Raw genomic sequence first — 25,116 nt, 5'->3', positions numbered from 1 at the left:
CACCCGTTCCACTTAAAATTATATTACGCACTTTCTCTTTTACTGTCAACAAGCGGTAATTTAATTTCATATAGAGTTTATTGTACCAATACGTTGAATCTAAAGCAAAATAAGAATAAGATAATAATCTAAGAAGATGAGTATATTGTGTACCAACATACTATTATGATAAACTATTAGTACCAACTACTAAAAAAGAAGGAGTTTTTTATGAATATGATTCTATTAATCATTTTGACATACTTGATAGGTTCAATTCCTTCAGGTTTATGGATCGGTAAATTATTTTATAAAACCGATATCCGCGAACATGGCAGCGGAAACCTTGGTGCAACGAATACCTTCCGAATTCTCGGTAAAAAAGCAGGTATTGTTGTAACACTTATGGATATCTTAAAAGGAACGATAGCTACGATATTACCTACACTTGCTTACTTTGCAGATAGTGGCATTCATCCACTGATTGCTGGAGCAATAGCAGTTGTTGGTCATATGTTCCCTGTATTCGCAAAATTCCGTGGTGGTAAAGCGGTAGCCACATCAGCTGGTGTAGTACTAGGTTACCATTGGCCAATTTTCATCATCTTATTTATTGCATTCATACTTTGCTTAAAAGTATCCAAAATGGTTAGCTTTTCTTCTATGTTTGCTTCTGTAGTAGCTTTTGTTTATGCTATTATATATACGTTCTTTGAGCAAGACTATTTTTTATTAATCATCATTACAATCTTAGCAGCCTTTATTTTTTACAGACATCGTTCGAATATTGTGCGTATTAAAGCAGGCACTGAGCCTAAGGTAAAATGGTTGTAAACTACAAGGAGTGTACATCGCATGAAAATTATCGTATCAGATGAAGCACTAGAATGGTTTGAAAAAGAAATGGATTTAGATGACGGGGACCAAATTCGATTTTATGCTCGCTATGGTGGTTCTAGCCCTTTTCATGAAGGTTTTTCACTTGGTATGAATCGTGAACAGTCTACGAATCCTGCAGTTGAAGTTGAAAAGAATAAAATACTTTTCTACATCGAAGAAGATGATTTGTGGTTTTTCGACAATCACGATCTACATATCTTGGTGGATGAAACACTTAATGAGATTAAATATGATTATACAAAAGAAGCTTAATAAAACAAACGAAAAGCATGGCGCTAAGTGCGCCATGCTTTTGTTATGCATAAAAGCGATTGTACAGCTGTAATTGCCCTTCATTTAACAAAATCCGGCGTTCAAAGTCGCCAAAAAGGTCGAAATGCGGGTAATGCTTATAATCGATCCACTCAGGTTTTAAACCATAGTTTGCTCCCCATTTGATGAGTTTTTCGACGTCAGCACAACCTGCTTTTGTCACAGTTTTACAACCTGGGAAACGCTCGTCCTTCCAATAATGAGTAAGAAAAGCGATTTCACCAGCTGTCACGCGCTCTTTCCATAATTCCAGCTCAGCTCTAGTGACACCTAATGCCATTAAGCTTCTTTTCTTTCAATTTCTTTATATTTTTCATCCCATATAGGGTCTACTCTACCTAAAGAAACAGGTCTAAAATTATCTTTTTTCACTAAAATGTGTTCTGATTTTGCAGTTACCGCTACAGTGCCATCTTCATGAAGAACCTCATAGCCATATACTGTACGTAACTTTCCGTGGGATTCAATCCAAGTTCGAACTGTCGCAACTTGGCCATATCTCATCGAAGCTTTGTATTGAATGGAAATATCCATCACTGGTGATACATAACCATCTGCCTCAAGTTGTGTCACTGAAAATCCTAAGTCATGGATTAACTGTGTACGTCCCAATTCAAGCCAAATGATATAATTCGAGTGATATACTACACCCATTTGGTCTGTTTCCGCATAACGGATTTCTATCTCTTTATTACTAACAAACATTTAATTCACCTCATAACTCTATTATACAGAAGTCTAGCTAAAATTACTCACAAAAGCCTTATATATAGCGTAATTCGACATCAAACTATTGAATTTATACTTCTCTATTACAAAAATGCGAAGCCATTAGCTTCGCCTTTCATTATCGTTTACTTGCTTCTTTTGATGCTAACAAACCAATTGATTTGTTTTTCTTCCATACATTATTCCAATGTCGGTGAGATACTGGACCTTCACCTGCATACGGTGCAATTTCAACTGTAATACCAGGCTTTTTCTGTGACATGATAAACCAATCAGCAGATGATCCACTTCCTCTCGCATACAGAGGTGGGATGATTGAATACCCAGTTACCCGGCTAATTTGACGTGTTAACGCTAAATCACGCTTATAGTTAGCGCTATTTTGGAAGTTAAACCAATATAGAATTTGACCAGATGAGTGATATGAAATGTCAGACTTGAATTTATGACGTTCGACAAAAGCTTTGAGTGCTTGCGCTTCGGGTTCTGAGAATACACGAGGACCTTTGTAACCTTTATAGGTTTTAGGTTTAAAAGGTACATATTTCCATTCACCATCGAAATTTCGATTTAAATCGACACCTCGAGCATTAGCTTTCCAACGTTTGTAATTTGAGCTTTTATTGATCTTCTTGATTAAGTTCTTATTTGCCATACTATTTATACCATTTTGCACTAATGTCACCCCATCAGGGTTAATCATTGGAACAAACCAAATACTTGTAGTATCAAGGGTTTGACGCACATTATAGCCTGCAAAGCTTGTCTTTTTGTTGTAGCTATAAGAGTAGTTATCTATCATTTCCATCACTACATTTGTAGTCATATGTTCACGAGCATGAATGGCTGCATCAACTAAGATCTCTTTCTTACCGTTCCCAACTCTTAACGCATAGATTGCTCTTCCTTCTACAGATTCACCAATTTTCTCTAGAGATGTAAATTCAGGATATAGTTTAGCGAAAACTTTTACATAGTATGAATATGCCTTATAAGTGACGTTTTTTGTCGGATTAACAATGTTTTTATGATAATAATTTGTTAAATCGACATACCCTGATTGGCCTAAATATTCAATAATACCATGACCTTTAGATATACCTTTTAAGTGCACAGTTTGTCCTTTGTTTAATGAACCGATTTTGATACCATTTTGATCGTACACAGCTGAGGCTTTTTCTGCATACAAAGTGATTGGATAAGTTGCTGATTTCAGCGTGGATAAAGAGCTTGCCTTCTTTGTAGGCATTGTGCCAGCAATCGGAACGGCATATTGTTTACCACTCTTCTTAATGTAATGGTACTTACTCGTTGTTTTTGTCGGTTTAAAAATAGCACCTTTTTTTAATGTACCGATTTTTTTGAATTTACTATTTGTAACTGTATATAGTGTCACTGATTTATTCGCAATTTCGACCTTATCTGTTGATTTAAATGATAATTCGACATCTTTAAATGCGATATAACCAGTTTGATTTCCTATGTTTACTACAAAGTAGTTGTCGACAATATTGATTGTTTTTAACTTTGTTGCTTGGGTTCCTGTCGCCAAAACTGTCGAATTTGTGCTTGGCTCGTTAAAAATTTTGAAGGATTTTTTAGTTGTAAAACTAACTGTCTTTTTCACTTCAGGTACTACAACTTCTATGTTTGCTTCACTTAGGTTTTCACGTGCAATCCAATATGTACTATGACCAATTGATAATTCATACCAATTTACGTTATCTGTACGATTCACGTGGTAAATGGTTGATGAATCATTTAATTGTAATAGAGCTTTTGTAGTGTTATTTGGTTCGAATAATAAACTATCTTCATTCACTGTTACATATGTATAAATAACCTCTGGTGATTCTACAATCGTTTCTTCTTCCGTTGTTTCAGGGTTTTCTGGCGTTTCTACAGAGGTTTGTTTTTCTTGTATTTCCGGTTCAACTTTATCTGATGTTTTTTCTATTGTAATTACTTCTTGCGGTACAACTGCTTCACCTATTTCAACTTCCTCATTGTCCTCTTGTTGTTGCTCTACTGGAGCTGCATGAACTGTATTTAAGTATGCAACCGGCACATTAAGAGCAAGGAGGAAGGCAATTGAAGATGCGAAAAGTTGAAAACTCTTCTTTTTCATAAATTCCAATTGGTACACCTCTACTATTTTATTCTCAATTTGACTCAAAATATCATTTATCTTCCATATTCAAATAAAAAAATACATGTGTAGCATACAATTAAGATACGCTACACATGTATACAAGGCAAGGAAGACTCTTAAAGAATCATACCTAACTTATTTTGTTAATTTGTTACGAAGTACCATTTGTAGGATACCGCCGTTACGGTAGTAATCTACTTCAACTTCTGAGTCGAAACGTGCAAGAGCTTTAAATTCTTTAACAGAACCATCTTCAGCTTTAGCAGTTACAGTTAAGATATCTTGAGGTTTAACACCTTCAGCAATATTAACTGAGATTTCTTCTTTACCAGTTAAGCCTAGAGATTCAGCGCTTTGTCCATCAACATATTGTAATGGAAGAACACCCATCATTACTAGGTTTGAACGGTGAATACGTTCGTAAGATTCAGCGATAACTGTTTTAACACCTAAAAGGTTAGTGCCTTTCGCAGCCCAGTCACGTGAAGAACCCATACCGTAATCTTTTCCAGCAAGTACAGCTAAACCAGTACCGTTTTCAGCGTATTTCATAGCTGCATCGTAAATGTACTCAACTTCGCCTGTTGGCCAGTAAGTAGTGTAACCACCTTCTGTACCAGGAGCAACTTGGTTACGGATACGGATGTTAGCGAAAGTACCGCGCATCATAACTTCGTGGTTACCACGACGAGAACCGTAAGAGTTGAAGTTACGTGGTTCTACACCGTTAGCACGTAAGTATTGACCAGCTGGTGTATCTTTACCAATCGCACCTGCAGGAGAGATGTGGTCAGTTGTGATAGAGTCACCGAACTTCGCAAGTACACGTAAGCCAGAAAGCCCTTTAATGTCTTCTGGTTTTGGTGCAAGGTTTTGGAAGAATGGTGGGTTTTGAATGTAAGTTGAATTTTCATCAAATGTATATAGAGAATCAGTTGAAGTTTCAATTTCATTCCATTTTTCGTTCTCGTCGAATACGCGAGCATATTCTTTTTGGAATAGATCACGAGTTACAACTTTGTTAAGAACATTGTTAATTTCTTCAGTTGAAGGCCAGATATCAGCGAAGAATACATCGTTGCCATCTTTGTCTTTACCGAATGAATCATGTTGAAGATCTACATCTACAGTACCAGCTAATGCATAAGCAACAACAAGTGGTGGTGATGCTAAGTAGTTAGCTTTAACTAGTGGGTGTACACGACCTTCAAAGTTACGGTTACCTGAAAGAACAGAAGTTACGAATAAATCATTTGAAGTAATCGCTTCTTCAATTTCAGGAAGTAATGGACCTGAGTTACCGATACATGTAGTACAGCCGTAACCTACTGTGTTGAAACCGATTTCGTCCAAGTAAGAAGTTAGACCAGAATCATTTAAGTATCCAGTAACAACTTTTGAACCTGGTGCTAATGAAGTTTTAACCCATTTAGGAACAGTTAAACCTTTTTCAACAGCTTTTTTAGCTACTAAACCAGCAGCGATTAATACGTAAGGGTTAGATGTATTTGTACATGAAGTGATTGCAGCGATTGCTACAGCACCTGCAGGAATTTCTACATCGCCTTCAGCGAATTTAGCAGTTGCAGTTTTATCGAATTCTTTTTCAGTTAAACCAAAACCTTGTACACCAGAAGGAGCTACTACTACTTCGTGGTAACGTTTTTTCATGTTTGAAAGTGGAATTAAATCTTGCGGACGTTTAGGACCTGATAAGTTAGGTTCGATTTCAGCAAGGTTAATTTCAACAACGTCTGTGTAAACTGGTTCTAATTCAGGATCAAAGAACATGTTGTTTTCTTTTAAGTATTTTTCAACAACTTGGATGTGCTCTTCGTCACGACCAGTTAAACGCATATAGTTTAACGATTCTTCATCAATTGCGAAGTAACCACATGTAGCACCATATTCTGGAGCCATGTTTGAAATTGTTGCACGGTCAGCTAATGGTAATTGAGGAATCCCAGGACCGAAGAACTCAACAAATTTATTAACTACACCTTTAGCACGTAGTACTTGAGTTACTTTAAGAGCTAAGTCAGTAGCTGTAGTTCCGTTTGGAAGATCGCCTGTTAATTTAACACCGATTACTTCTGGAACTGGGAAGTATGAAGGTTGACCTAACATACCTGCTTCAGCTTCGATACCACCTACACCCCATCCAAGTACGCCGATACCGTTGATCATTGTAGTATGTGAGTCAGTACCAACCACTGAATCTGGGAATGTTTCGAAAGTTCCGTCTGCATTTTCATTCACGTGTACAACTGGAGCTAAGTACTCAAGGTTAACTTGGTGAACGATACCAGTTGCTGGAGGTACAGCACGGAAGTTGTCATAAGCTGTTTGAGCCCATTTTAAGAAGTTGTAACGCTCAGCATTACGTTCGAATTCAAGGTCCATGTTAGCTTGTAAAGCTGTTGCAGTACCATATTTGTCAACTTGTACTGAGTGGTCAATTACAAGGTCAACTGGAATTGCAGGGTTAATTTCGTTAGCGTCTCCGCCCATTTCTTTCATAGCAGAACGTAGAGATGCTAAGTCAACTACTACTGGTACACCAGTGAAATCTTGTAATACTACGCGTGATGGTTTGAAAGGAACTTCAGCATTAGGGTCTACATCTGCGCCCCATTTTGCTAATTGATCAACATGATCCTCTTTGATTACATAGCCGTCATATTGACGTAAAACAGATTCTAATAACACTTTGATTGAATAAGGAAGGCGTGATACATTTGCGATACCAGCTTCTTCGATAGCAGCTAAACGGTAGAAGTTATACTGTTTACCATTTACCTCGAATGAAGCACGGCTGTTATGCAAGTTTTTGTTTGCCATAGGTTGGTTCCCCCTCTAATTAACTAATGAAAAGGCTTTAATAATAGCTTCTTTTCTCCACCAACAATAATATACTAAATAGATACATAAGTAAATTACATTAATATTATAGTATGTGATAAGTTATATTTATGACCTTTTCCAAATGCCATAAGCACTCTCGAAAATGTTGATTTTTCATTTTAATACAGAATACATCAAATTTTACGAAATTAAAAAAATGTCTACAAAAGCAACTGTAGACATGTTTTTAATTATCGATCTTCTACTATTATATAAGTTGCTTTTATTGGTCCGTGCACACCAACTACTAGATTCATCTCAATATCAGCTGAATTACTTGGTCCAGATATGAAATTAATACATGGCGGCACTGTTTCACCATTTTGCACTTTTTCAGAGATGATTTGTGCTGCTTGCGTCATTCTTGGGACAATTGTGCTTTTTGGGATAATCGCAATATAGGTTTGCGGAAGCAAACTGACTGATCGCCCTTGACCGCCTGTTGAAAATAAAACAACTGTTGCAGACTCGGCAAGTGTTATATCACTAAAAGTAATACCCACATTCGCTTTTTCTGCAAGTATAATATTGTCATCTCCATTTTCTACATTCCATTCATTCACTTCAATACTAGCTTGTGGCCATTCTTCTTCCAATAGATTACGTAAACCGAATGTGTCAAAGCGTTCATCTTTCCAAATAGAAACAGGACCACCTCCATACAAATCTACACGATTTGCTAACACTTCTTTTAATTGGTCTGCAGTTGTTTCAATATAGTCTGTATGAATATTGCTACATTGTTTCTGAAACACTTGCACTAGCTCATCTCGGGATAGATCAGTAAGTGTTTTTGCTTGCGGATTGTACTTCCAGTTTCGTTCAGGCTTTTTTGTTGTATTCATTTCTCGGCCAAGTGCTGTTGCGATATTTTTTATAAATGGTGCACGTTGTTGGATCATTTATTGTCTCCTCCTTCACGGTTTTTATACCAGTCGCGGAAACGTTCATTTTTTGGTGTAGGGAATTCGCGAATCATCGTCCATTCTTTTAATGGTCCCGGTCCTTTAGATATAAACTCTTTGTCTTTCATAAAGGGCTTCATCACTTTTGTTGCGAGTTTTGTTCCTGTTGTATATAGCGGATTGGAGGCTGCCCCAATACCAAACGCCTTCATCATCAAACCTTCAGAAATTGGTGCTTTACCTTCTTTTTCTACTATTATTTGTCGATGTTTGTGAAGTAAATCATGCAACGGAATCTTCACAGGGCATGCTTCTGTACAAGCACCACATAATGTAGAGGCGTAAGGTAATTCTTTAAAGTCATCATATCCTGCAAGTAACGGAGTCAAAACAGCGCCTATTGGTCCTGGATAGATTGAGTTATATGAATGACCTCCAATATGACGATATACAGGGCAGACATTTATGCAGGCAGCACAGCGTATACATTGCAATACTGATTGAAATTCTGTACCTAGAATTTTTGAACGACCATTATCCACGATGACTAGATGGAATTCTTCAGGACCATCAGCATCACCTTCACGGCGTGGCCCTGATAATACCGTGATATAACTCGTTAGTTTTTGCCCAACAGCACTTCGTGTCAATAAACTCACGAGTACTTCTAATTCTTCGAACGTTGGTACAATGCGCTCCATACCCATAACGGTAATTTGCGTTTTCGGAACAGTCGTAGCTAGACGAGCATTCCCTTCATTTGTTACTAAACTAATCGAACCAGATTCAGCAATTGCAAAGTTACAACCTGTAATACCGACATCTGCAGTTAAAAATTCATTACGTAGTGTCTCACGTGCATGACGTGCCAATTCTGTTGGATCGTTAGATTTTTTATAGTTTATTTTCTCTTCAAATACCTTACGAATTTGCTCTTTGTTTTTATGTAATGCAGGTGCGACTATATGGGATGGTGGGTCGTGTTCGTCAAGTTGTAAAATATATTCCCCTAAATCGGTCTCAATCACATTACAACCAGCCTTTTCTAATACAGCATTTAAGCCGATTTCTTCAGTAACCATAGATTTCGATTTGACAATCTTTTTTGCATTTTTCTTTTTAACAACCTCTTCAATATATCGATTAGCGTCATCTGCGGTTTGTGCAAAGAAAACGTGACCACCAAGCTTTTGTACGTTGTCAGATAACTCTTGTAAATAATAATCTAAATTTTCCAGCACATGTTGGCGAATCTCTTCCCCGTGAGAGCGCCATTCTTCCCAGTTCCCAAGTTCCTCAGCGTTTTCTAATCGGCGAGAACGCAGGCGATCCTGTGCACCAGACACCGCACCGCGCATAAAATCATCTTGTAAATTATCTTTTACTTTGTCTTTAAAATTCCCATCCGTAATTTTTACAGCCATACGCTCACCCCTTAATGTGAATTTAATACTTCAGCAATATGCATTACTTTCACCGGTACCTGCCTACGTTGCATTCGTCCAGCAATGTTCATAATGCAACCGCCGTCAGATGCTACTAAAATCTGCGCATTTGTAGAGATTGCAGCATCAACTTTTTCATCAACCATTTGTTCCGAAATATTCCCCATTTTCACGGAGAACGTTCCCCCGAAACCACAGCAATTATACGCATACGGTAAAGGTTTCATTTCTAGGCCTTCTACGTTGGATAAAAGTGTATAGGGTGCATCTTTTATCCCTAATAAGCGTGTCATATGACATGATGGATGATAAGTTGCTTCTCCAGTTAACTTAGCTCCGACATCTTCTACCTTTAATACATTGACGATAAAATCAGTTAGTTCGTACGTTTTTTCAGCCAATAGCCTTGCACGTGCAGACCAACCAGGTTCATCTTTTAAAATTTTTGGATATTCATGAAACATTGTTGCACACGAACCTGATGGTGTGACAACAACTTCCGCTGCTTCAAACGTTTCTATCATTTTTTTAATAGCAGCTTTTGTATGCTCAACATATCCAGAATTGTAAGACGGTTGACCACAGCATACTTGCGCTGTAGGAAAATCAATTTCACAACCCAGTCGCTCCAATAACTCCACAGTTGCTTTTCCCACATTTGTTTCAAACATATCCACAAGACATGTTACAAATAGTGTTACTTTCATGTACATACCCCCCAAAAGATATGGTCATCTGATGACTTGTTTTTTATTAATGATACAGGAATAAACAATGGTTTTCCAATCCTTTTATTGAAAATACGAATTTTTCTGTTAATTTAACATAGAAGAATGACTTATAGATTAGTCATTTTCCTCTTGGATATATTGCGCTAAAACTGACTCCACAAATTGCAAATGTGCCTTCATCGCCTTTGCTGCACCTTCTGCATCCTGTGCTTCTATTTGTTTGTATATTAAATGGTGTTGTTCGTTTAATAGATCTAATGTTTTTTTTTCATCATATAAACAAATACGACGTGTTTCACGCATAGATTCAGACATTAGATGAGACACATGTTGCATTAATGTGCTAAGTAATACATTATTCGCAGCCTTAGCAATGGCTAAGTGGAAGGCTAAGTCAGCTCTCTCCCCTAGATCAGAGTTTTTTTTGTGATTGATCATTTCCATTAAATGAACACGCATCACTTCCAAATCTTCTGCGGTTCTTTTTTGAGCAGCGCTTGCGACAATGCCCGTTTCTAAAATTTGTCGTACTTCTAATAACTCTTGAATGTTTTTATCCGTCATAAGTATTGCACTTTGGATAGGATAAGCTAGATTATCTGCAGTGAATGTTTTGACGAATGTCCCTTCCCCTTGCCGCATTTCAATAAGTCCCATTGCTCGTAAGGAAGTTAGTGCTTCACGAATTGCTGATCTTCCTACTTGAAAATTGACTGCCAATTCTTGTACAGAGTCTAATTGATCTCCTGGTTTCAACTGACCATCTTTAATCATTTCTAATAATATATCAGCCACTTCTTCGTAAATCTTTTTTCTGGTAATCTTTTTATAGTTCAATTGTATGTCACCTCTATTCTATTATAACCAAAGGAAATACTATATTAAAAACTAATGTTAAATAATAATTGTGGATCATCTGATAATATACATAATAGGTTTGTTGTCTTTGCTTAAGTTATACAAAAAATCGTTAATGTTATTAATTTATAAAAAGCATTGTTTTCTTTCGAAGTTGTGTTATTCTTTCTTATTTAAATGGTGGTAGAAGTATACATAGATTGATGAAAAAATTGTGCAGCAGTGATGTGTTCATAATATAGACTAACGAGGTTTATATATTAACTATATTCAGTTACATAGTGTCTAAAACACATAGTTCATTAGAAGACAGTTAGTGGAAATCAAATGTTTTTCTGCTATAACACCCTTTTTTTCGATTAAGCATAGCATTTTATATTGACAAAAAAACCGTCTAGACGGTACAATAAAAACACAAAAAAGACCATCTGGACGGTTTTATTCAAGGGGAGGCTTACACATGGAATCAAAAGCAACAATCAAGCGCAAACACATTCTAAAATCTGCTAAAGACTATATTTTGGAAAATGATATAAACTCACTAACTTTAGATTCAGTGGCAAAGCAAGCTGGGATTAGTAAAGGTGGTTTATTGTATCACTTTCCCAATAAAGAAGCATTATTATTGGAAGTAACTCAATATATCTTCGAAGATTTCACTTCTCGATTTAATGAGCACGCTATGAATGACTCGATAGAAAAAGGTAGATGGAGCCGCGCTTTAATAGAAGCAACAAAAGAGGATTTGAGTAACAATGCCGAGTTAAATGTAGGACTACTTGCTTCTTCTATGTTAAATCCAGATTTATTAACAAGCATGTCTCAAAGCTATCAGTATATGCAAAATAAAGTGGAGCAAGATAGTATAGATCCAGTAACAGCAACTATTATTCGATTAGCTATAGATGGACTATACTATTCAGAACTGTTTAATATAGCTCCATTAGATGAAAAATTGCGTGAAGATGTTATTCAAAAATTAATTAGCATGACAAAGTAGGAGGTCAATATCTTGAATCCATATATAATTTTGGCCGTAGCCATTATTAGTGAAGTATTTGGTAGTTCTATGTTAAAAGTTTCAAACGGATTTAAAAGGTTGCTCCCTTCCATTGGTGTAATTATTGGCATGTTTTCAGCTTTTTATTGCTTATCTTTATCACTTAAAACAATACCACTAGGCACAGCTTATGCAATTTGGTCAGGGGTAGGGACAGCCTTAACCGCTTTAGTAGGTGTAATTGTGTATAAAGAGAATTTTAATTTAAAAAAAGCTTTAGGATTAGTGCTAATCATTGGTGGAGTTGTTGTATTAAAACTCTCTAGTGGTAGCGTTCATTAATCTTTAGATATTCGGGGGTTATAGTATGAAAGGTTATATAGCTTTAGGGATTTCCATCATTAGCGAAATATTTGGCACAACAATGTTGAAATTATCAGAAGGATTTACAAATTTGCTCCCTTCTATTGGTGTAATAATTGGTTTTGGCGTAGCATTTTACTGCTTATCACTATGTCTTAAAACGATTCCATTAAGTTTAGCTTACGCTATTTGGGCAGGAATAGGGACAGCTATAACAGCGGTTATTGGTATATTGTTATGGGATGATCCATTTAGCATTATGACATTCCTTGGCATAGTATTAATAATTGGCGGAGTAGTTTTATTAAATGCTTCCAATAGTCCGGAAAAAGTAGAAGAACCATCAAGTTAAAAGCTCGATGGTTTTTCTTTACTCTATTAAATGAAAGACTACATGTGAATACAAATCGAATTATGGTAATAGTCTTTTTCGTTCATCTAAACTTGGTAAGTGGCAACTAGCAGGTGCTTTCATTAATTTATGACGATTGCGAGCTACCAGACGATATACTGGATTTCGGGCAAATAAGGGAATTAGTTTGAAAATAGTGAACAAGGAAAAAGGTGTTTTTAAATAAGGGAGTAAAAAAAACACAGCCTCTGATTCAGTCAATATGCCAGCTGGACTTTTCACTACAACTGAATCGAGATTCTTCGTAAGATTCAGCGATAATGTGTTTTTTGCAGTTTCACCCTGTAATGGAGCAAAAAGAATATCGTGATTCCGTTCATGTTTTAAGACGAACTGAACTGCCCACTGACAGAATCCGCAACTACCGTCATAAAACAGTATTGGATTTTGATGGTTGGTCATTACTCTCCACTCTTTCTATATGTATTACTAATTATTGTACAATATTTACAACTAATTTAACAAAGAACCGTTTAGAATTTGAGATAATCAAACAATAATTCTGTAAAGATCTCTACAGAAAACTTGTTGGATGACACCTTTGAATCTATTGACTAAGACTATTTAAAGTAAATACTATAGATACGAATCACAGTATAAAGATCCACATAAAAAAAAACGAATCGATCTTAACCAATCAATTCGCTTGATGTATTTGATTTATTTTCAGAAAATTCAATTCTGTTATATCTGATTTCCCAGGCAATATGGTAAGATAACTCTCATGTTAGCTCATTTATTCCACTAGAAAAGCGATTAAATTACTATCTAAAATTTTATTTCCTGCCTCGTTTAGTTTTCTAGATGGATTTATCATTTAGTAAAGAGTAAATATTAGTATCATGTGGAACACCATCTTGATACATATAATTTCTCAAAACGCCTTCTTTTTCAAAGCCTAATTTCTCTAATAACTTATTCGAAGAAGTATTTTCCACAAAAACGACCGCTCCAATACGCTTTATGCCAAGCTTTTCGAATCCATAAGTAATTACTTCCTTAACAACTTCAGTTGCATATCCACTTCCCCAGTATTCAGGAGAAAGTGCGTAGCTTATATCTGCTCTCTTATGTTCATGGGACCATTCTTGAAACCCAATTGTTCCAATAATTCCATCCATACCTTCTCGTTCAATTCCCCATTTGATACCTATTTTTTTCTCATAATTCCTCGAAAAATTCCCGATAATTTGTTTCACCTGATCTAAACTTGTTAGTGGATTTTGCCCATAGAAACGTAATACATCAACATTTGAAAAGCAATCTAATATAGCCTGTGCATCATCTTCTATTAGTTCTCTCAAAATTAGCCGTTCAGTCTTTAAAATTGGAAACATTACGTTACACCCCTTTTCAAAAATCAACTAAAAAACAAACAATTTAATATCCCCATAAATCATTAAAAACTACCTAATGCCAATTTAGACACTAGGTAGTTTTTATACTTATTTAATACGCTTTGCGAGTTGCTTCATACTTCGTAATTTGCTCATCATATTGGAATGTTAAAGAAATCTCATCCCAGCCATTTAATAGCATTTGTTTATAGTAAGGGTCAATTTCAAAATTGTATACTTTACCATTCGCTGTTACAGTTTGAGCTTCTAAATTCACCTCTGTTTCAAGTGGTGAAGCTTCGCCTGCTGCAAGTAATTCTTCTACTTCATAAACAGACAACTTAATCGGTAAAATACCGTTTTTGAAACAGTTATTATGGAAAATATCCGCAAAACTTGGTGCGATAACTACATTGAATCCATAATCTAAAATAGCCCATGGTGCGTGCTCACGTGATGATCCACAGCCAAAGTTTTCGTGCGCTACTAAAATTTTAGAGCCTTGATATTGTGGTTGATTTAATACGAAATCTTCAATTGGTTGATCATTTTGATCGAAGCGCCAGTGGTAAAAAACAAATTGACCAAAACCTGTACGTTCGATTCGTTTTAAAAACTCTTTAGAAATAATTTGATCGGTATCAACATTTTTTCTATTAAGTGGTGTTAGTACGCTATTCACTACATTAATTGGTTCCATCCTCTACGCCTCCATTACACAGGTACATTTAAAATTTCGCGAACATCTACGAAGTGTCCAGCGATTGCGGCAGCTGCTGCCATTTGTGGACTCACAAGATGCGTACGAGAACCAGCACCTTGGCGTCCTTCGAAGTTACGATTAGACGTTGAAGCACATCTTTCTCCAGCTGGAACCACGTCCTCGTTCATCGCAAGACACATACTGCATCCTGATTCACGCCATTCAAAGCCCGCATCCAAGAAGATTTTATCTAACCCTTCCTCTTCTGCTTGCTTTTTAACCGTGAATGAACCTGGTACAACAATTGCTTTTACATTTTCATTTACTTTTTTACCTTCAATAACTGCTGCTGCAGAACGTAAGTCATGTAGTCGTGAATTCGTACATGAACCAATAAACACATGTTGAATAGCAATATCAGTTAATGGTGTACCTTCTTGTAAATCCATATATTGTAGTGCTTTTTTATGTGCTTGTTTATCTGATTCTTCTTCGAAATCAGCTGCATAAGGTACGTGATTTGAAATACCCGAACCCATTGAAGGATTTGTACCCCATGTGACAAATGGTTCGATTTCATTTGAATCAATTTCAAGCACACGGTCATATGTAGCATCAGAATCTGACGCTAATGATAGCCAGTACTCACTTGCTTCCTCGAATGCATCGCCTTGTGGAGCATACTCGCGGCCTTTAATATAATCTACAGTGATCTGATCCGGACTGATTAAGCCCGCTTTTGCCCCTGCTTCAATTGACATATTACATATTGTCATTCGTTCTTCCATCGATAATTGATGAATAGCATCACCTGTAAATTCAACAATATGACCAGTACCTACATCAATACCAAACTTCGCAATGATTGCTAGAATGATATCTTTTGCAGTTACACCAAAGCCAAGTTCACCGTTGACACGGATATCCATCGTTTTTGGTTTGTTTTGCCATAAGGTTTGAGTTGATAATACATGTTCCACTTCACTTGTACCGATACCAAACGCAATTGCACCGAATGCACCGTGAGTTGATGTATGTGAGTCACCACAAACGATTGTTTTACCCGGTTGTGTTAAACCGAGTTGTGGTCCGATTACGTGAACTATCCCTTGATCTGGATGTCCCATATCTGCTAATTGAACACCAAATTCTGCACAGTTTTCTGCTAATGTGTTAATTTGTTTTTTAGCGATTGGGTCATTAATCGTAGGTAAATTCTTTGTCGGCACATTATGATCCATTGTTGCAAAGCATAGGTCAGGACGACGTACTTTACGATTGTTTAAACGAAGTCCTTCAAAGGCTTGTGGAGATGTTACTTCGTGAATTAAATGCAAGTCGATATAAAGCAAATCCGGTTTCCCGTCCTCTTGATAAACGACATGTTGATCCCATACTTTTTCGATTATATTTTTTGCCATATAATATCACCTTTTCTTAGATATATGATGTCATAATGCTATCTGAAACGAAGCTAGTGTCTAGTTCATTAATGACTTTTTCAGTCCACTCAGCTGTTGTTAATACGCGACTTCCTGGAGTTGCGAGATCTCCTGTGAAATAACCATCTTCGAATACTGCAGCTACAGCACGTTCAATTTCAGCTGCTTCTTCATTTAAGCCAAATGAATACTTTAACATCATCGCGACAGATAAAATCGTTGCAGCTGGGTTCGCAATGCCTAGTCCTGCAATTTCAGGAGCTGAACCATGGACGGGCTCATATAATCCGAAATTATCAGAACGTATACTTGCAGAAGGTAACACACCTAGTGAACCTGTAATTACTGAAGCTTCATCACTTAGAATATCACCGAACATATTCTCCGTTACAACAACGTCATATGCTGCTGGGTTCGTTATTAATTTCATTGCTGTAGAATCGACTAAACTATGTTCAACTTCGACATCTGGATAACCAACTTTCTTTTCATCTACAATTTGGCGCCATAGTCTTGAAGATTCAAGAACGTTTGCTTTATCAACAGACGTTAATTTCCCTCTACGTACACGTGCTAATTGGAAAGCACTATCAACGATACGTTCAACCTCAAATCGTGTGTACACTAATGTATCTAGAGCCGCTTTTTCCGTACGTTGACGAGGTTCGCCAAAATATAAACCACCAGTTAATTCACGAACGATTAGTAAATCAACATCTTTCACAATATCTTCTTTTAGAGGAGAAGCTTTCAAAAGTGACGGAATTGCTTGCACTGGACGTAAGTTTGAGAATAAATCAAAGTGCTTACGAATGCGTAGTAAACCTTTTTCTGGTCGTAATTCAGCTGGATTTTGATCCCACTTAGGACCCCCAACTGCTCCAAGTAGGATTGCATCACTTTCTTCGCAAAGGGCAATCGTTTCTTGAGGTAACGGATCATTATGTTGATCAATTGCTGATCCACCTATTGCACCATAAGCGATGTGGAATGTATGATGATATCTTTTACCGACTGATTGTAATACTGACACGGCCGAAGCGACAACTTCGGGGCCAATGCCATCACCCGGTAGTACTGTAATTTTCTTTTCCATAAAAACTCCTCCTCTATATGATTAACGAATTAATTCTTTAGCTCTTAAACCCGATTGAATAATCTGTCTATTGATAGCGTTTAAATACGCTTTTGCTGAAGCTTCCAAAACATCTTGTGCTGCATCACGACCAGTAACTTTTTGGTCTTTGTATGTTAAATTAATAACTGCTTCACCTAATGCATCACGACCTTTCCCTACAGAAGTTACACGGTAGTCTAAAATTTCAACCTTAGAATTAATCAGTAATTCCAAAGTATTGAAGATTGCTTCAACAGAACCCGAACCGGTTGACGCTACTGTTACTTCTTCACCGTCTGGTTGAATTACTTGCACGGTAGCAGTTGGAATGTTCTCAGTACCGTATTGAACTTGAACGCTTTTCAGCTCATACACTGATATTTCTTCATATTGAATTTGTTGATCTGTTAGTAAAGTTAATAAATCTTCTTCATTAATTTCCTTCTTACGATCAGCTAACTTTTTAAATTCCGCGAATGCGCGATTGATTTTATCGTCGCTTAAGTCAAAGCCCATCGTTTCAGCACGGTCTTTGAAGGCGTGTCTTCCGGAGTGTTTACCTAATACGAGAGGAACCGCACTTTCTCCAATTAAAGCAGGTGTAATAATTTCATATGTTTCAGGATTCTTTAACATCCCGTCTTGATGTATACCTGATTCATGAGCGAAGGCATTCTTACCTACGATTGCTTTATTTGGTTGAATAACGACACCTGTAAGTTTACTGACGAGTTGACTCGTACGTTTAATTTCTTGCAAGTTAATGCCAGTTTCGATACCGTAAATGTCTTTACGAATGTGCATTGCAACAGCGATTTCTTCTAATGCTGCATTACCAGCACGTTCACCGATTCCATTAATTGTACCCTCAACTTGATTGGCGCCATTTTCAATTGCTGCGATTGAGTTTGCAACGGCCATGCCTAAATCATCATGACAGTGAGCGGAGAAGTTTACTTTGTCACTACCTGTGACATTTTCTCTTAAATATTTAAATAGTGCGCCATATTCAGCAGGGCTTGCATAACCTACTGTATCTGGAATGTTAATAGTAGTTGCACCAGCTTTAATTACTTCATTTATAATACGTACAAGAAATTCACGGTCAGAGCGGAAAGCATCTTCTGCAGACCATTGTACTAGTGGAAATGTATTTTTTGCATATTTGACAGCTTCTACGGCAGCTTCCACAACTTGATCTGGTGTTTTGTTTAGTTTGTATTGCATATGGATTGGACTTGTAGCAAGGAATACATGGATATGTGGTTGTTCTGCTTTTTTAAGTGCGTCCCAAGTAATATCAATATCCTTTTTGATTGCTCTTGCAAGACCTGTAACGATTGAGTTTTTAACTGTACCTGCAATACGTTGTACAGCTTCGAAATCGCCAGGGGAAGAAGCAGGAAAACCTGCTTCAATAATAGATGCCCCAAAGCGTTCTAACTGTTTCGCAATTTCAAGCTTTTCAGCGGTATTTAGATTAATACCTGCTGATTGCTCTCCATCACGTAGTGTAGTATCAAAAATTTCAATTTTGCGCACTGTTTACCACTTCTTTCTCAATCTTTTTACCGTTGTTTACGAAAGGCATCATTTCACGAAGTTTATCTCCAACTACTTCGATTTGGTGCTCAGATTCTGCTTTTTTAATTGCATTGTATTTAGGTCGGTTTGTTTCGTTTTCGTTGATCCATTCTTTTGCAAATTTACCTTCTTGGATATCTGTTAAAACGTCTTTCATGCGTTCTTTTACAGATGCATCGATTACACGTGGACCAGATACGAAATCTCCCCATTCAGCTGTATCTGAGATTGAGTAGCGCATGTTAGCTAGACCGCCTTCATACATCAAGTCAACGATTAGTTTTAGTTCATGCATACATTCGAAGTAAGCGATTTCTGGTTGGTAACCTGCTTCTACTAAAGTTTCGAAACCAGCTTTTACTAGAGCTGTTGTACCACCGCAAAGAACTGCTTGCTCCCCGAATAGATCTGTTTCTGTTTCTTCTTTGAAAGTAGTTTCGATTACACCAGCACGTGCTGCACCGATACCTTTTGCATAAGCTAGTGCTAAATCTTTTGCGTTACCAGTTGCATCTTGGAAAATACCGAATAATGCTGGTACACCTGCGCCAGCTTCGTATGTGCGGCGTACTAAGTGTCCTGGACCTTTTGGAGCTACTAAGAATACGTCAACATCAGCTGGTGGTACGATTTGGCCAAAGTGTACATTGAAACCATGTGCAAATACTAGTGCATTTCCAGCTTGTAATCCTGGTGCGATTTCTTCTTCATAAACTGCTTTTTGGCGTTCGTCTGGAAGTAAGATCATGATAACGTCTGCTTCTGCAGCTGCTTCTTTTACTGTTTTTACTGTTAAGCCATCTTGCTCAGCTTTATCGAAAGATTTTCCTGGACGGATACCAACTGTAACGTCGAAGCCTGATTCATTTAGGTTTTGAACGTGTGCATGACCTTGTGAACCATATCCGATTACTGCGATTTTTTTACCTTGTAAAGTTGCCTCGTTGATATCGTTGTTATAGTACATTTTTGCCATTTTAAATTCCCCCTGATTGTTTTAATAGTTTTTTTAGAAGCTTTTTATTATAAAATCGAAAGTTGCGCTGTTGGTTTTACTTGTGCATCACGTACAAACGCTGTAGCACCAGTACGTGTTAGCTCTTTAATACCATATGGCTGGATCAATTCAATGAATGCGTCAATCTTCTCTGGGTTTCCAACAATTTGATAAGTTACAACATTTTTACCCATATCGATAATGGAACCACGGAAAGGCTCGACAATTGAGTTAATCTCCATGCGCAAATTCGGTGGAGCAACAACTTTAATTAGTGCAAGCTCACGTATAACAATTGATTTGTCAGTGATATCATTTACTTTTATCACATCAATTTGTTTTGAAAGCTGTTTGACCAATTGTTCAATTTTATTTTCATCCTCTACATGTACGATGAAAGTCATTTTTGAGATACCCGGTTGTTCTGTATGACCAACCGTGATACTTTCGATGTTAAACTGTCTTTTCATGAGTAAACCTGTGACGCGATTTAATACACCACTTTGGTTGATCACAGTTACTGTAATAACTCTTTTCATCCTTTTTTCACCCCAATCATTTCATCTAATCCTTTACCAGGTGCTACCATTGGATTAACAACTTCAAGTTGTTTTACACGACAATCGATTAGTACTGGCTCATCTGATAACAGTGCTTCAGTCAGTATATTTTCAGCCTCATGGATTGTATTAATGCGGTAACCCTTCACACCGTAAGCTTCAGCTAGTTTCACGAAATCTGGCTGAACTGGCATTAAGGAAGATGAATAACGCTCTTCATAGAACGTTTCTTGCCATTGACGAACCATCCCTAAACAGCTGTTATTTAAAATAACAATTTTCACTGGTAAGTTAAATTCTTTCAATAGTGCAAGTTCTTGAGATGTCATTTGGAAGCCTGCATCACCTACAATAGAGATAACTCTTTGATCAGGTTTAGCAAATTGAGCTCCAATTGCAGCTGGGAAGCCAAAGCCCATTGTTCCTAGTCCGCCAGACGTTACCCAATTGTGGTCGGTTTTAAATTTGTAGTATTGTGCTGTCCACATTTGGTGTTGACCTACGTCTGTTGTGACGATCGCTTCACCATTTGTAATACGGTTTATTAGCTCCACAGCTTGTTGCGGATAAACTGTATCTGGCTCTTTTGCGTCATACCATAATGGATATTCCGCTAAGCATTCTGCCAAATACTCGTGCCATAGCAACGTATCAGGTGTTTCAATCTCTTGTTTCAATAGTGCTTTTAATGCTTCTTTTGCATCTGCAACAATTGGAATATCAGTTGGAACGTTTTTTCCAATTTCGGCTGGATCAATATCGATATGAATTATTTTCGCTTTTTGAGCGAATTTGCTTAGATCTCCTGTAAGGCGATCATCGAAGCGTGCCCCTATATTGATAAGTAAATCACAGTTACTAATCGCCATATTAGACGTAAATGTCCCGTGCATACCTGCCATCCCTAAGAAAAGCTCGTGTTCACCGTTAATACTGCCAAGTCCAAGTAAAGTATTAGTTACCGGAATATTGTGTTTTTCAGCAAATTCAGTTAATTCAACTGATGCATCTGCCGCTAGTATTCCAGCACCTGCTAAGATCAAAGGTTGTTTTGCTTCACCAATAGCTTTCACTGCTTTTTGAATTTGCAAAAAGTTCGGATGCAATGTCGGCTGATAACCTGGTAAATTAATCGGTGCATTATCATCTACTTCCGATTCGAAGATGGTATTTGCAATATCTTTTGGAATATCAACAAGTACTGGTCCTTTTCGACCAGTTGAAGCAATGTGGAATGCTTCCTTTACGATTCTTGGAATATCGTTAATGTTCTTCACTTGATAGTTATGCTTTGTAATCGGTTGAGTGATGCCAACGATATCAGCTTCTTGGAAAGCATCGGTTCCAACAACTGTTGTTGCAACCTGACCTGTAAAGACAACAAGTGGAAGAGAATCCATCATGGCATCTGTAATACCTGTTACAAGATTTGTAGCTCCAGGTCCAGACGTAGCAATTACGACTCCTGTTTTTCCTGATACGCGAGCATAACCTTCTGCGGCATGAATTGCCCCTTGTTCATGTCTGGCGAGTATATGTTTAATCGGATCTTTGTATAGTGCGTCATATAATGGTAAGACAGCACCACCTGGATATCCGAAAATAATTTCAACATTTTGTTTTTTTAACGATTCGATGAACAATGCAGCACCATTTTGTTGCTTTTTAATTTCTTGTTTGGCCTCTTCCGGTGCTGATTCTCTACTCTTTAGTGGAACTTGTGCATTCATCATATAACTCCTCCCTAATTTTTTATATAAAAAAAGCCCATTTCTCCGCACGCAAAGAAAACCTTTACGTAGGGATGAAAATAAGCTTTTCATGGTACCACCCTTGTTCATAGTCAAAAGACTACCTCTTGAATAGACGAATCTATTCTTTATCTAACGAGCGCAATTGGTTGCGCCCGGGGTTACCTAATTACTTGCGTGTTTAGCAACCCACTCCGAGGGGATGTCGGATATAGTTGTATTACCGGCTCCCAGCACTACCGGCTCTCTGTGAATACTAAAATCTATAACCTTTAACCTCATCAACGATTTCTATATTTAATTGTCATACTAAATTTTCATTACGCCACCTGTAGAAGCGCTCGTTACAAGCTTCGAATAACGTGCTAAGTAACCTTTTTTAATCTTTGGTTCGAATGGTTTTAAATTTTGCTTTCTTTCCGCTAAAATTTCAGCGGAAACTTGTAATTCTATCGTACGGTTTGTTAGATCAATAGAGATTATGTCACCATTCTCTACTAATGCAATCGGCCCACCATCAGCCGCCTCTGGAGAAATATGCCCGATTGATATACCTCGTGAAGCACCTGAGAAACGACCATCTGTAATAAGTGCTACCTCTTTACCTAGACCACGTCCCATAATAGCAGAAGTTGGTGCAAGCATTTCAGGCATTCCTGGTCCACCTTTAGGTCCTTCATAACGAATGACTACAACATGACCTGCTTGAACTGTGCCATTATCGATGTTTTCTTGAGCTTCCTCTTGAGAATCAAAGACAATAGCTTCACCTGTGAATTCTTTGATAGACGGATCAACAGCACCTACTTTAATAACAGCACCTTCAGGAGCAATGTTACCGAAAAGTACTGATAAACCACCTACAGGACTATATGGATTATCTTTTGTACGTATGACATCTGTATTTGTAATTTCATGTCCTGCTACATCTTCAGCAATTGTTTTACCTGTGATAGTGATTCGATCTTTATGAATTGCCCCATCAATTTTACAAAGCTCGTTGACGATTGCACTAACACCACCTGCAAGATGAACATCATGCATTGAATAATTTGAAGCTGGCATTATTTTCGATAAATATGGTACGCGTTCAGCTACCTTATTAATATCTTCTATGTTGTAATCGATTTCTGCTTCATGAGCGATTGCTAATGTATGTAATACAGTATTAGTTGAACCTCCCATTGCCATATCAAGGGCAAAAGCATCATCGATTGTTTCTTTCGTAATGATATCGCGTGGTTTTAAATCATCCTTGATCATTTGGACTAAATGTTTTGCAGCGTCTTTAATTAATTGATGACGTGCATCAGAAGTTGCTAAGATCGTACCGTTGCCTGGTAAAGCCATTCCTAGCATTTCCATTAGAGAGTTCATAGAGTTTGCCGTAAACATCCCTGAGCATGAGCCACAAGTCGGGCACGCGTTATCTTCAATGTCCTTTAATTGCTCTGCAGTCATTTGACCGCTTTTATAAGCACCAACGCCTTCAAATACAGAAGTTAATGAAAGTTGCTCTCCAGTAGAAGAAACACCAGCTTCCATAGGACCACCTGATACAAATACAGAAGGAACATTCGTACGAACAGCTGCCATCAACATTCCTGGTGTGATTTTGTCACAGTTTGGAATGTAGAATACACCATCAAACCAGTGTGCATTAATAACTGTCTCTGCAGAATCTGCGATTAGCTCTCGGCTTGGTAATGAGTAGCGCATTCCGATATGGCCCATAGCGATCCCATCGTCTACACCGATTGTATTGAATTCGAATGGAATCCCACCCGCTTCTCGTATCGCCTCTTTAACAACTTCAGCAAACTTTTGAAGATGAACATGACCTGGAATAATATCAATGTAAGAATTGCAAACTCCTATAAATGGTTTATCTAAATCTTTTGTTTTAACACCTGTTGCATATAGTAAACTTCTATGCGGAGCACGATCGACTCCCTTTTTTATCATGTCACTTCTCATATTAAACGCCCCTCATTACACTACTGTAGTTTTTTCGTCGTAAGCTTTCACGCCATCTTGTTCAACGATTGCACGGAAACCCTCTAAAATGTCATTCGTCACTTTACCAGGTGTACCGTCGCCAATGACACGGCCGTCTACTTTCACCACAGCGATTACTTCAACAGCTGTACCTGTTAAGAATACTTCATCAGCTACATATACATCATGTCTAGTAAATACACCTTCAGTTGCTTCGTAACCTTTTTTAGCAGCAACTTCTAAGATTGCATTACGCGTAATTCCTTCTAAAGCACCGATATAACCTGGAGGTGTGATTAATTTATTGTCTTTAATGATAAAGATATTGTCGCTTGAGCCTTCAGCTACATAACCTTCACCATTCATCATTAACGCTTCAGATACACCTGCTAGGTTAGCTTCTATTTTAACTAAAATATTATTTAAATAGTTTAATGTTTTCGTTTTTGGACTTAATACATCAGAACGGTTACGACGGCTTGAAGCTGAAACAATTTCAATACCAGTTTCGTAAAGCTCTGCTGGGAATAAAGCTAGTGGCTCAGCGATTACAATTACACTTGCTTGCTTACAACTTCTAGGATCTATCCCTAAGTTACCAACACCACGTGAAACGATTAAACGGATATAAGCACTTTGTAGAGAATTTACTTTAATAGTTTCTTTCACTACTTCAGTCATTTCTTCGATTGTGTATGGAATTTCTAGTAAAATGGATTTTGCTGATTCATAGAGTCTTACTAAGTGTTCCTCTAAACGAAAGATATTTCCGTTATATGAACGAATACCTTCAAACACTCCGTCACCATATAAAAAGCCATGGTCATAAACTGATACTTTCGCATCTTCCTTCTTAACAAAATCTCCATCAAGATAAATTAACTGGTTTCCCATACCTATCACTCTTTCTTTAAATAACATAGTCACGTTTTTGAAT

The 25,116-nt window shown here is 37.4% G+C and carries 24 protein-coding genes; 5 read left to right on the top strand and 19 right to left on the bottom strand.

Annotated elements, in window-relative coordinates:
- The first annotated feature begins 210 nt into the window (after nt 1-210).
- Both plsY and MHH98_RS10915 read left to right on the top strand, forming a co-directional pair.
- The gene (gene plsY / locus MHH98_RS10920) at nt 211-813 is read left to right on the top strand and encodes a glycerol-3-phosphate 1-O-acyltransferase PlsY (RefSeq protein ID WP_340712813.1); all 603 of its coding nucleotides are present in this window, start codon (nt 211-213) and stop codon (nt 811-813) included.
- A gap of 21 nt (nt 814-834) precedes the next feature.
- Complete coding sequence (locus MHH98_RS10915) at nt 835-1,131, top strand: HesB/YadR/YfhF family protein (protein WP_038181904.1); 297 nt, start codon at nt 835-837, stop codon at nt 1,129-1,131.
- A gap of 43 nt (nt 1,132-1,174) precedes the next feature.
- On the opposite strand, the gene MHH98_RS10910 is transcribed toward MHH98_RS10915, so the two are convergent.
- The 8 genes from MHH98_RS10910 to MHH98_RS10875 all read right to left on the bottom strand — a co-directional run bounded on the left by MHH98_RS10910 (nt 1,175) and on the right by MHH98_RS10875 (nt 10,894).
- Nucleotides 1,175-1,471 (bottom strand): hypothetical protein, encoded by a 297-nt coding sequence (locus tag MHH98_RS10910; protein WP_038181907.1) that lies wholly within the window; start codon nt 1,469-1,471, stop codon nt 1,175-1,177.
- The gene (locus tag MHH98_RS10905; protein ID WP_038181910.1) at nt 1,471-1,896 is read right to left on the bottom strand and encodes an acyl-CoA thioesterase; all 426 of its coding nucleotides are present in this window, start codon (nt 1,894-1,896) and stop codon (nt 1,471-1,473) included. Before MHH98_RS10905 ends, MHH98_RS10910 begins: the two co-directional genes overlap by 1 nt.
- Nucleotides 1,897-2,038: 142 nt before the next feature.
- Nucleotides 2,039-4,048, bottom strand: a complete 2,010-nt coding sequence (locus tag MHH98_RS10900; RefSeq protein WP_246832136.1) for a M14 family zinc carboxypeptidase — start codon at nt 4,046-4,048, stop codon at nt 2,039-2,041.
- Nucleotides 4,049-4,207: 159 nt separating this feature from the next.
- Nucleotides 4,208-6,913: an aconitate hydratase AcnA gene (gene acnA / locus MHH98_RS10895; protein ID WP_076034855.1), complete on the bottom strand. Its 2,706-nt coding sequence runs from the start codon at nt 6,911-6,913 to the stop codon at nt 4,208-4,210.
- A 254-nt stretch (nt 6,914-7,167) separates the two neighbouring features.
- Nucleotides 7,168-7,878: a LutC/YkgG family protein gene (locus tag MHH98_RS10890; protein WP_038181916.1), complete on the bottom strand. Its 711-nt coding sequence runs from the start codon at nt 7,876-7,878 to the stop codon at nt 7,168-7,170.
- On the bottom strand, nt 7,875-9,305 hold the full coding sequence (locus tag MHH98_RS10885) for a LutB/LldF family L-lactate oxidation iron-sulfur protein (protein WP_038181919.1): 1,431 nt from the start codon (nt 9,303-9,305) through the stop codon (nt 7,875-7,877). Before MHH98_RS10885 ends, MHH98_RS10890 begins: the two co-directional genes overlap by 4 nt.
- Before the next feature lie 11 nt (nt 9,306-9,316).
- The gene (locus MHH98_RS10880; RefSeq protein ID WP_038181922.1) at nt 9,317-10,033 is read right to left on the bottom strand and encodes a (Fe-S)-binding protein; all 717 of its coding nucleotides are present in this window, start codon (nt 10,031-10,033) and stop codon (nt 9,317-9,319) included.
- 138 nt (nt 10,034-10,171) lie between these two features.
- Nucleotides 10,172-10,894: a FadR/GntR family transcriptional regulator gene (locus tag MHH98_RS10875; RefSeq protein WP_038181926.1), complete on the bottom strand. Its 723-nt coding sequence runs from the start codon at nt 10,892-10,894 to the stop codon at nt 10,172-10,174.
- Nucleotides 10,895-11,375: 481 nt separating this feature from the next.
- On the opposite strand from MHH98_RS10875, the gene MHH98_RS10870 reads away from it, so the two are divergent.
- From MHH98_RS10870 to MHH98_RS10860, 3 genes are read left to right on the top strand one after another with little or no spacing between them, the layout of a single operon-like run.
- Nucleotides 11,376-11,915, top strand: a complete 540-nt coding sequence (locus MHH98_RS10870) for a TetR/AcrR family transcriptional regulator (protein ID WP_076065017.1) — start codon at nt 11,376-11,378, stop codon at nt 11,913-11,915.
- Between the two features lie 12 nt (nt 11,916-11,927).
- The gene (locus tag MHH98_RS10865; RefSeq protein WP_038181931.1) at nt 11,928-12,257 is read left to right on the top strand and encodes a DMT family transporter; all 330 of its coding nucleotides are present in this window, start codon (nt 11,928-11,930) and stop codon (nt 12,255-12,257) included.
- 25 nt (nt 12,258-12,282) lie between these two features.
- Nucleotides 12,283-12,630 (top strand): DMT family transporter, encoded by a 348-nt coding sequence (locus tag MHH98_RS10860; RefSeq protein WP_076065016.1) that lies wholly within the window; start codon nt 12,283-12,285, stop codon nt 12,628-12,630.
- Between the two features lie 60 nt (nt 12,631-12,690).
- On the opposite strand, the gene MHH98_RS10855 is transcribed toward MHH98_RS10860, so the two are convergent.
- The 11 genes from MHH98_RS10855 to ilvE all read right to left on the bottom strand — a co-directional run bounded on the left by MHH98_RS10855 (nt 12,691) and on the right by ilvE (nt 25,073).
- A complete protein-coding gene (locus tag MHH98_RS10855; protein ID WP_340712808.1) occupies nt 12,691-13,092 on the bottom strand; it encodes a thiol-disulfide oxidoreductase DCC family protein in 402 nt (133 codons plus the stop codon).
- 398 nt (nt 13,093-13,490) lie between these two features.
- On the bottom strand, nt 13,491-14,027 hold the full coding sequence (locus MHH98_RS10850; protein ID WP_038181978.1) for a GNAT family N-acetyltransferase: 537 nt from the start codon (nt 14,025-14,027) through the stop codon (nt 13,491-13,493).
- Between the two features lie 112 nt (nt 14,028-14,139).
- Nucleotides 14,140-14,727 carry a 3-isopropylmalate dehydratase small subunit gene (leuD, locus tag MHH98_RS10845; protein WP_076065015.1) on the bottom strand — a complete coding sequence of 196 codons (588 nt, stop codon included), beginning with the start codon at nt 14,725-14,727 and terminating at the stop codon, nt 14,140-14,142.
- A gap of 14 nt (nt 14,728-14,741) precedes the next feature.
- Nucleotides 14,742-16,151 carry a 3-isopropylmalate dehydratase large subunit gene (gene leuC / locus MHH98_RS10840; protein WP_038181989.1) on the bottom strand — a complete coding sequence of 470 codons (1,410 nt, stop codon included), beginning with the start codon at nt 16,149-16,151 and terminating at the stop codon, nt 14,742-14,744.
- Nucleotides 16,152-16,167: 16 nt separating this feature from the next.
- A complete protein-coding gene (gene leuB, locus MHH98_RS10835) occupies nt 16,168-17,268 on the bottom strand; it encodes a 3-isopropylmalate dehydrogenase (RefSeq protein ID WP_038181991.1) in 1,101 nt (366 codons plus the stop codon).
- A gap of 21 nt (nt 17,269-17,289) precedes the next feature.
- Nucleotides 17,290-18,831, bottom strand: coding sequence for a 2-isopropylmalate synthase (locus MHH98_RS10830; RefSeq protein WP_076034848.1), 1,542 nt, complete (start codon nt 18,829-18,831; stop codon nt 17,290-17,292).
- Nucleotides 18,818-19,849 carry a ketol-acid reductoisomerase gene (gene ilvC, locus MHH98_RS10825; RefSeq protein ID WP_340712806.1) on the bottom strand — a complete coding sequence of 344 codons (1,032 nt, stop codon included), beginning with the start codon at nt 19,847-19,849 and terminating at the stop codon, nt 18,818-18,820. The genes MHH98_RS10830 and ilvC overlap by 14 nt, the downstream gene beginning before the upstream one ends.
- A 47-nt stretch (nt 19,850-19,896) precedes the next feature.
- On the bottom strand, nt 19,897-20,409 hold the full coding sequence (ilvN, locus tag MHH98_RS10820; RefSeq protein ID WP_038181999.1) for an acetolactate synthase small subunit: 513 nt from the start codon (nt 20,407-20,409) through the stop codon (nt 19,897-19,899).
- A complete protein-coding gene (ilvB, locus tag MHH98_RS10815) occupies nt 20,406-22,160 on the bottom strand; it encodes a biosynthetic-type acetolactate synthase large subunit (RefSeq protein ID WP_076065118.1) in 1,755 nt (584 codons plus the stop codon). The genes ilvN and ilvB overlap by 4 nt, the downstream gene beginning before the upstream one ends.
- Nucleotides 22,161-22,490: 330 nt before the next feature.
- On the bottom strand, nt 22,491-24,158 hold the full coding sequence (gene ilvD / locus MHH98_RS10810; protein WP_038182002.1) for a dihydroxy-acid dehydratase: 1,668 nt from the start codon (nt 24,156-24,158) through the stop codon (nt 22,491-22,493).
- A gap of 15 nt (nt 24,159-24,173) precedes the next feature.
- Entirely contained in the window at nt 24,174-25,073 is a 900-nt protein-coding gene (gene ilvE, locus MHH98_RS10805) for a branched-chain-amino-acid transaminase (protein ID WP_038182004.1), read from the bottom strand.
- Between the last annotated feature and the right edge of the window lie 43 nt (nt 25,074-25,116).

Origin of the sequence: Viridibacillus sp. FSL H8-0110 (assembly GCF_038003565.1) — a bacterium.
Lineage (GTDB): Bacteria > Bacillota > Bacilli > Bacillales_A > Planococcaceae > Viridibacillus > Viridibacillus arenosi.
This window is presented reverse-complemented; position numbering and strand designations above follow the sequence as displayed.

Excerpts from the sequence above, each read along its gene's own strand:
- ilvN (WP_038181999.1), bottom strand. The coding sequence starts at position 20,409 with ATGAAAAGAGTTATTACAGTAACTGTGATCAACCAAAGTGGTGTATTA.
- ilvD (WP_038182002.1), bottom strand. The coding sequence starts at position 24,158 with ATGAGAAGTGACATGATAAAAAAGGGAGTCGATCGTGCTCCGCATAGA.
- acnA (WP_076034855.1), bottom strand. The coding sequence starts at position 6,913 with ATGGCAAACAAAAACTTGCATAACAGCCGTGCTTCATTCGAGGTAAAT.
- leuD (WP_076065015.1), bottom strand. The coding sequence starts at position 14,727 with ATGGAACCAATTAATGTAGTGAATAGCGTACTAACACCACTTAATAGA.
- leuC (WP_038181989.1), bottom strand. The coding sequence starts at position 16,151 with ATGGCAAAAAATATAATCGAAAAAGTATGGGATCAACATGTCGTTTAT.
- leuB (WP_038181991.1), bottom strand. The coding sequence starts at position 17,268 with ATGGAAAAGAAAATTACAGTACTACCGGGTGATGGCATTGGCCCCGAA.
- MHH98_RS10890 (WP_038181916.1), bottom strand. The coding sequence starts at position 7,878 with ATGATCCAACAACGTGCACCATTTATAAAAAATATCGCAACAGCACTT.
- MHH98_RS10905 (WP_038181910.1), bottom strand. The coding sequence starts at position 1,896 with ATGTTTGTTAGTAATAAAGAGATAGAAATCCGTTATGCGGAAACAGAC.
- plsY (WP_340712813.1), top strand. The coding sequence starts at position 211 with ATGAATATGATTCTATTAATCATTTTGACATACTTGATAGGTTCAATT.
- MHH98_RS10910 (WP_038181907.1), bottom strand. The coding sequence starts at position 1,471 with ATGGCATTAGGTGTCACTAGAGCTGAGCTGGAATTATGGAAAGAGCGC.
- MHH98_RS10915 (WP_038181904.1), top strand. The coding sequence starts at position 835 with ATGAAAATTATCGTATCAGATGAAGCACTAGAATGGTTTGAAAAAGAA.
- MHH98_RS10855 (WP_340712808.1), bottom strand. The coding sequence starts at position 13,092 with ATGACCAACCATCAAAATCCAATACTGTTTTATGACGGTAGTTGCGGA.
- ilvB (WP_076065118.1), bottom strand. The coding sequence starts at position 22,160 with ATGAATGCACAAGTTCCACTAAAGAGTAGAGAATCAGCACCGGAAGAG.
- MHH98_RS10860 (WP_076065016.1), top strand. The coding sequence starts at position 12,283 with ATGAAAGGTTATATAGCTTTAGGGATTTCCATCATTAGCGAAATATTT.
- MHH98_RS10870 (WP_076065017.1), top strand. The coding sequence starts at position 11,376 with ATGGAATCAAAAGCAACAATCAAGCGCAAACACATTCTAAAATCTGCT.
- MHH98_RS10900 (WP_246832136.1), bottom strand. The coding sequence starts at position 4,048 with ATGAAAAAGAAGAGTTTTCAACTTTTCGCATCTTCAATTGCCTTCCTC.
- ilvC (WP_340712806.1), bottom strand. The coding sequence starts at position 19,849 with ATGGCAAAAATGTACTATAACAACGATATCAACGAGGCAACTTTACAA.
- MHH98_RS10850 (WP_038181978.1), bottom strand. The coding sequence starts at position 14,027 with ATGTTTCCAATTTTAAAGACTGAACGGCTAATTTTGAGAGAACTAATA.
- ilvE (WP_038182004.1), bottom strand. The coding sequence starts at position 25,073 with ATGGGAAACCAGTTAATTTATCTTGATGGAGATTTTGTTAAGAAGGAA.
- MHH98_RS10880 (WP_038181922.1), bottom strand. The coding sequence starts at position 10,033 with ATGAAAGTAACACTATTTGTAACATGTCTTGTGGATATGTTTGAAACA.
- MHH98_RS10885 (WP_038181919.1), bottom strand. The coding sequence starts at position 9,305 with ATGGCTGTAAAAATTACGGATGGGAATTTTAAAGACAAAGTAAAAGAT.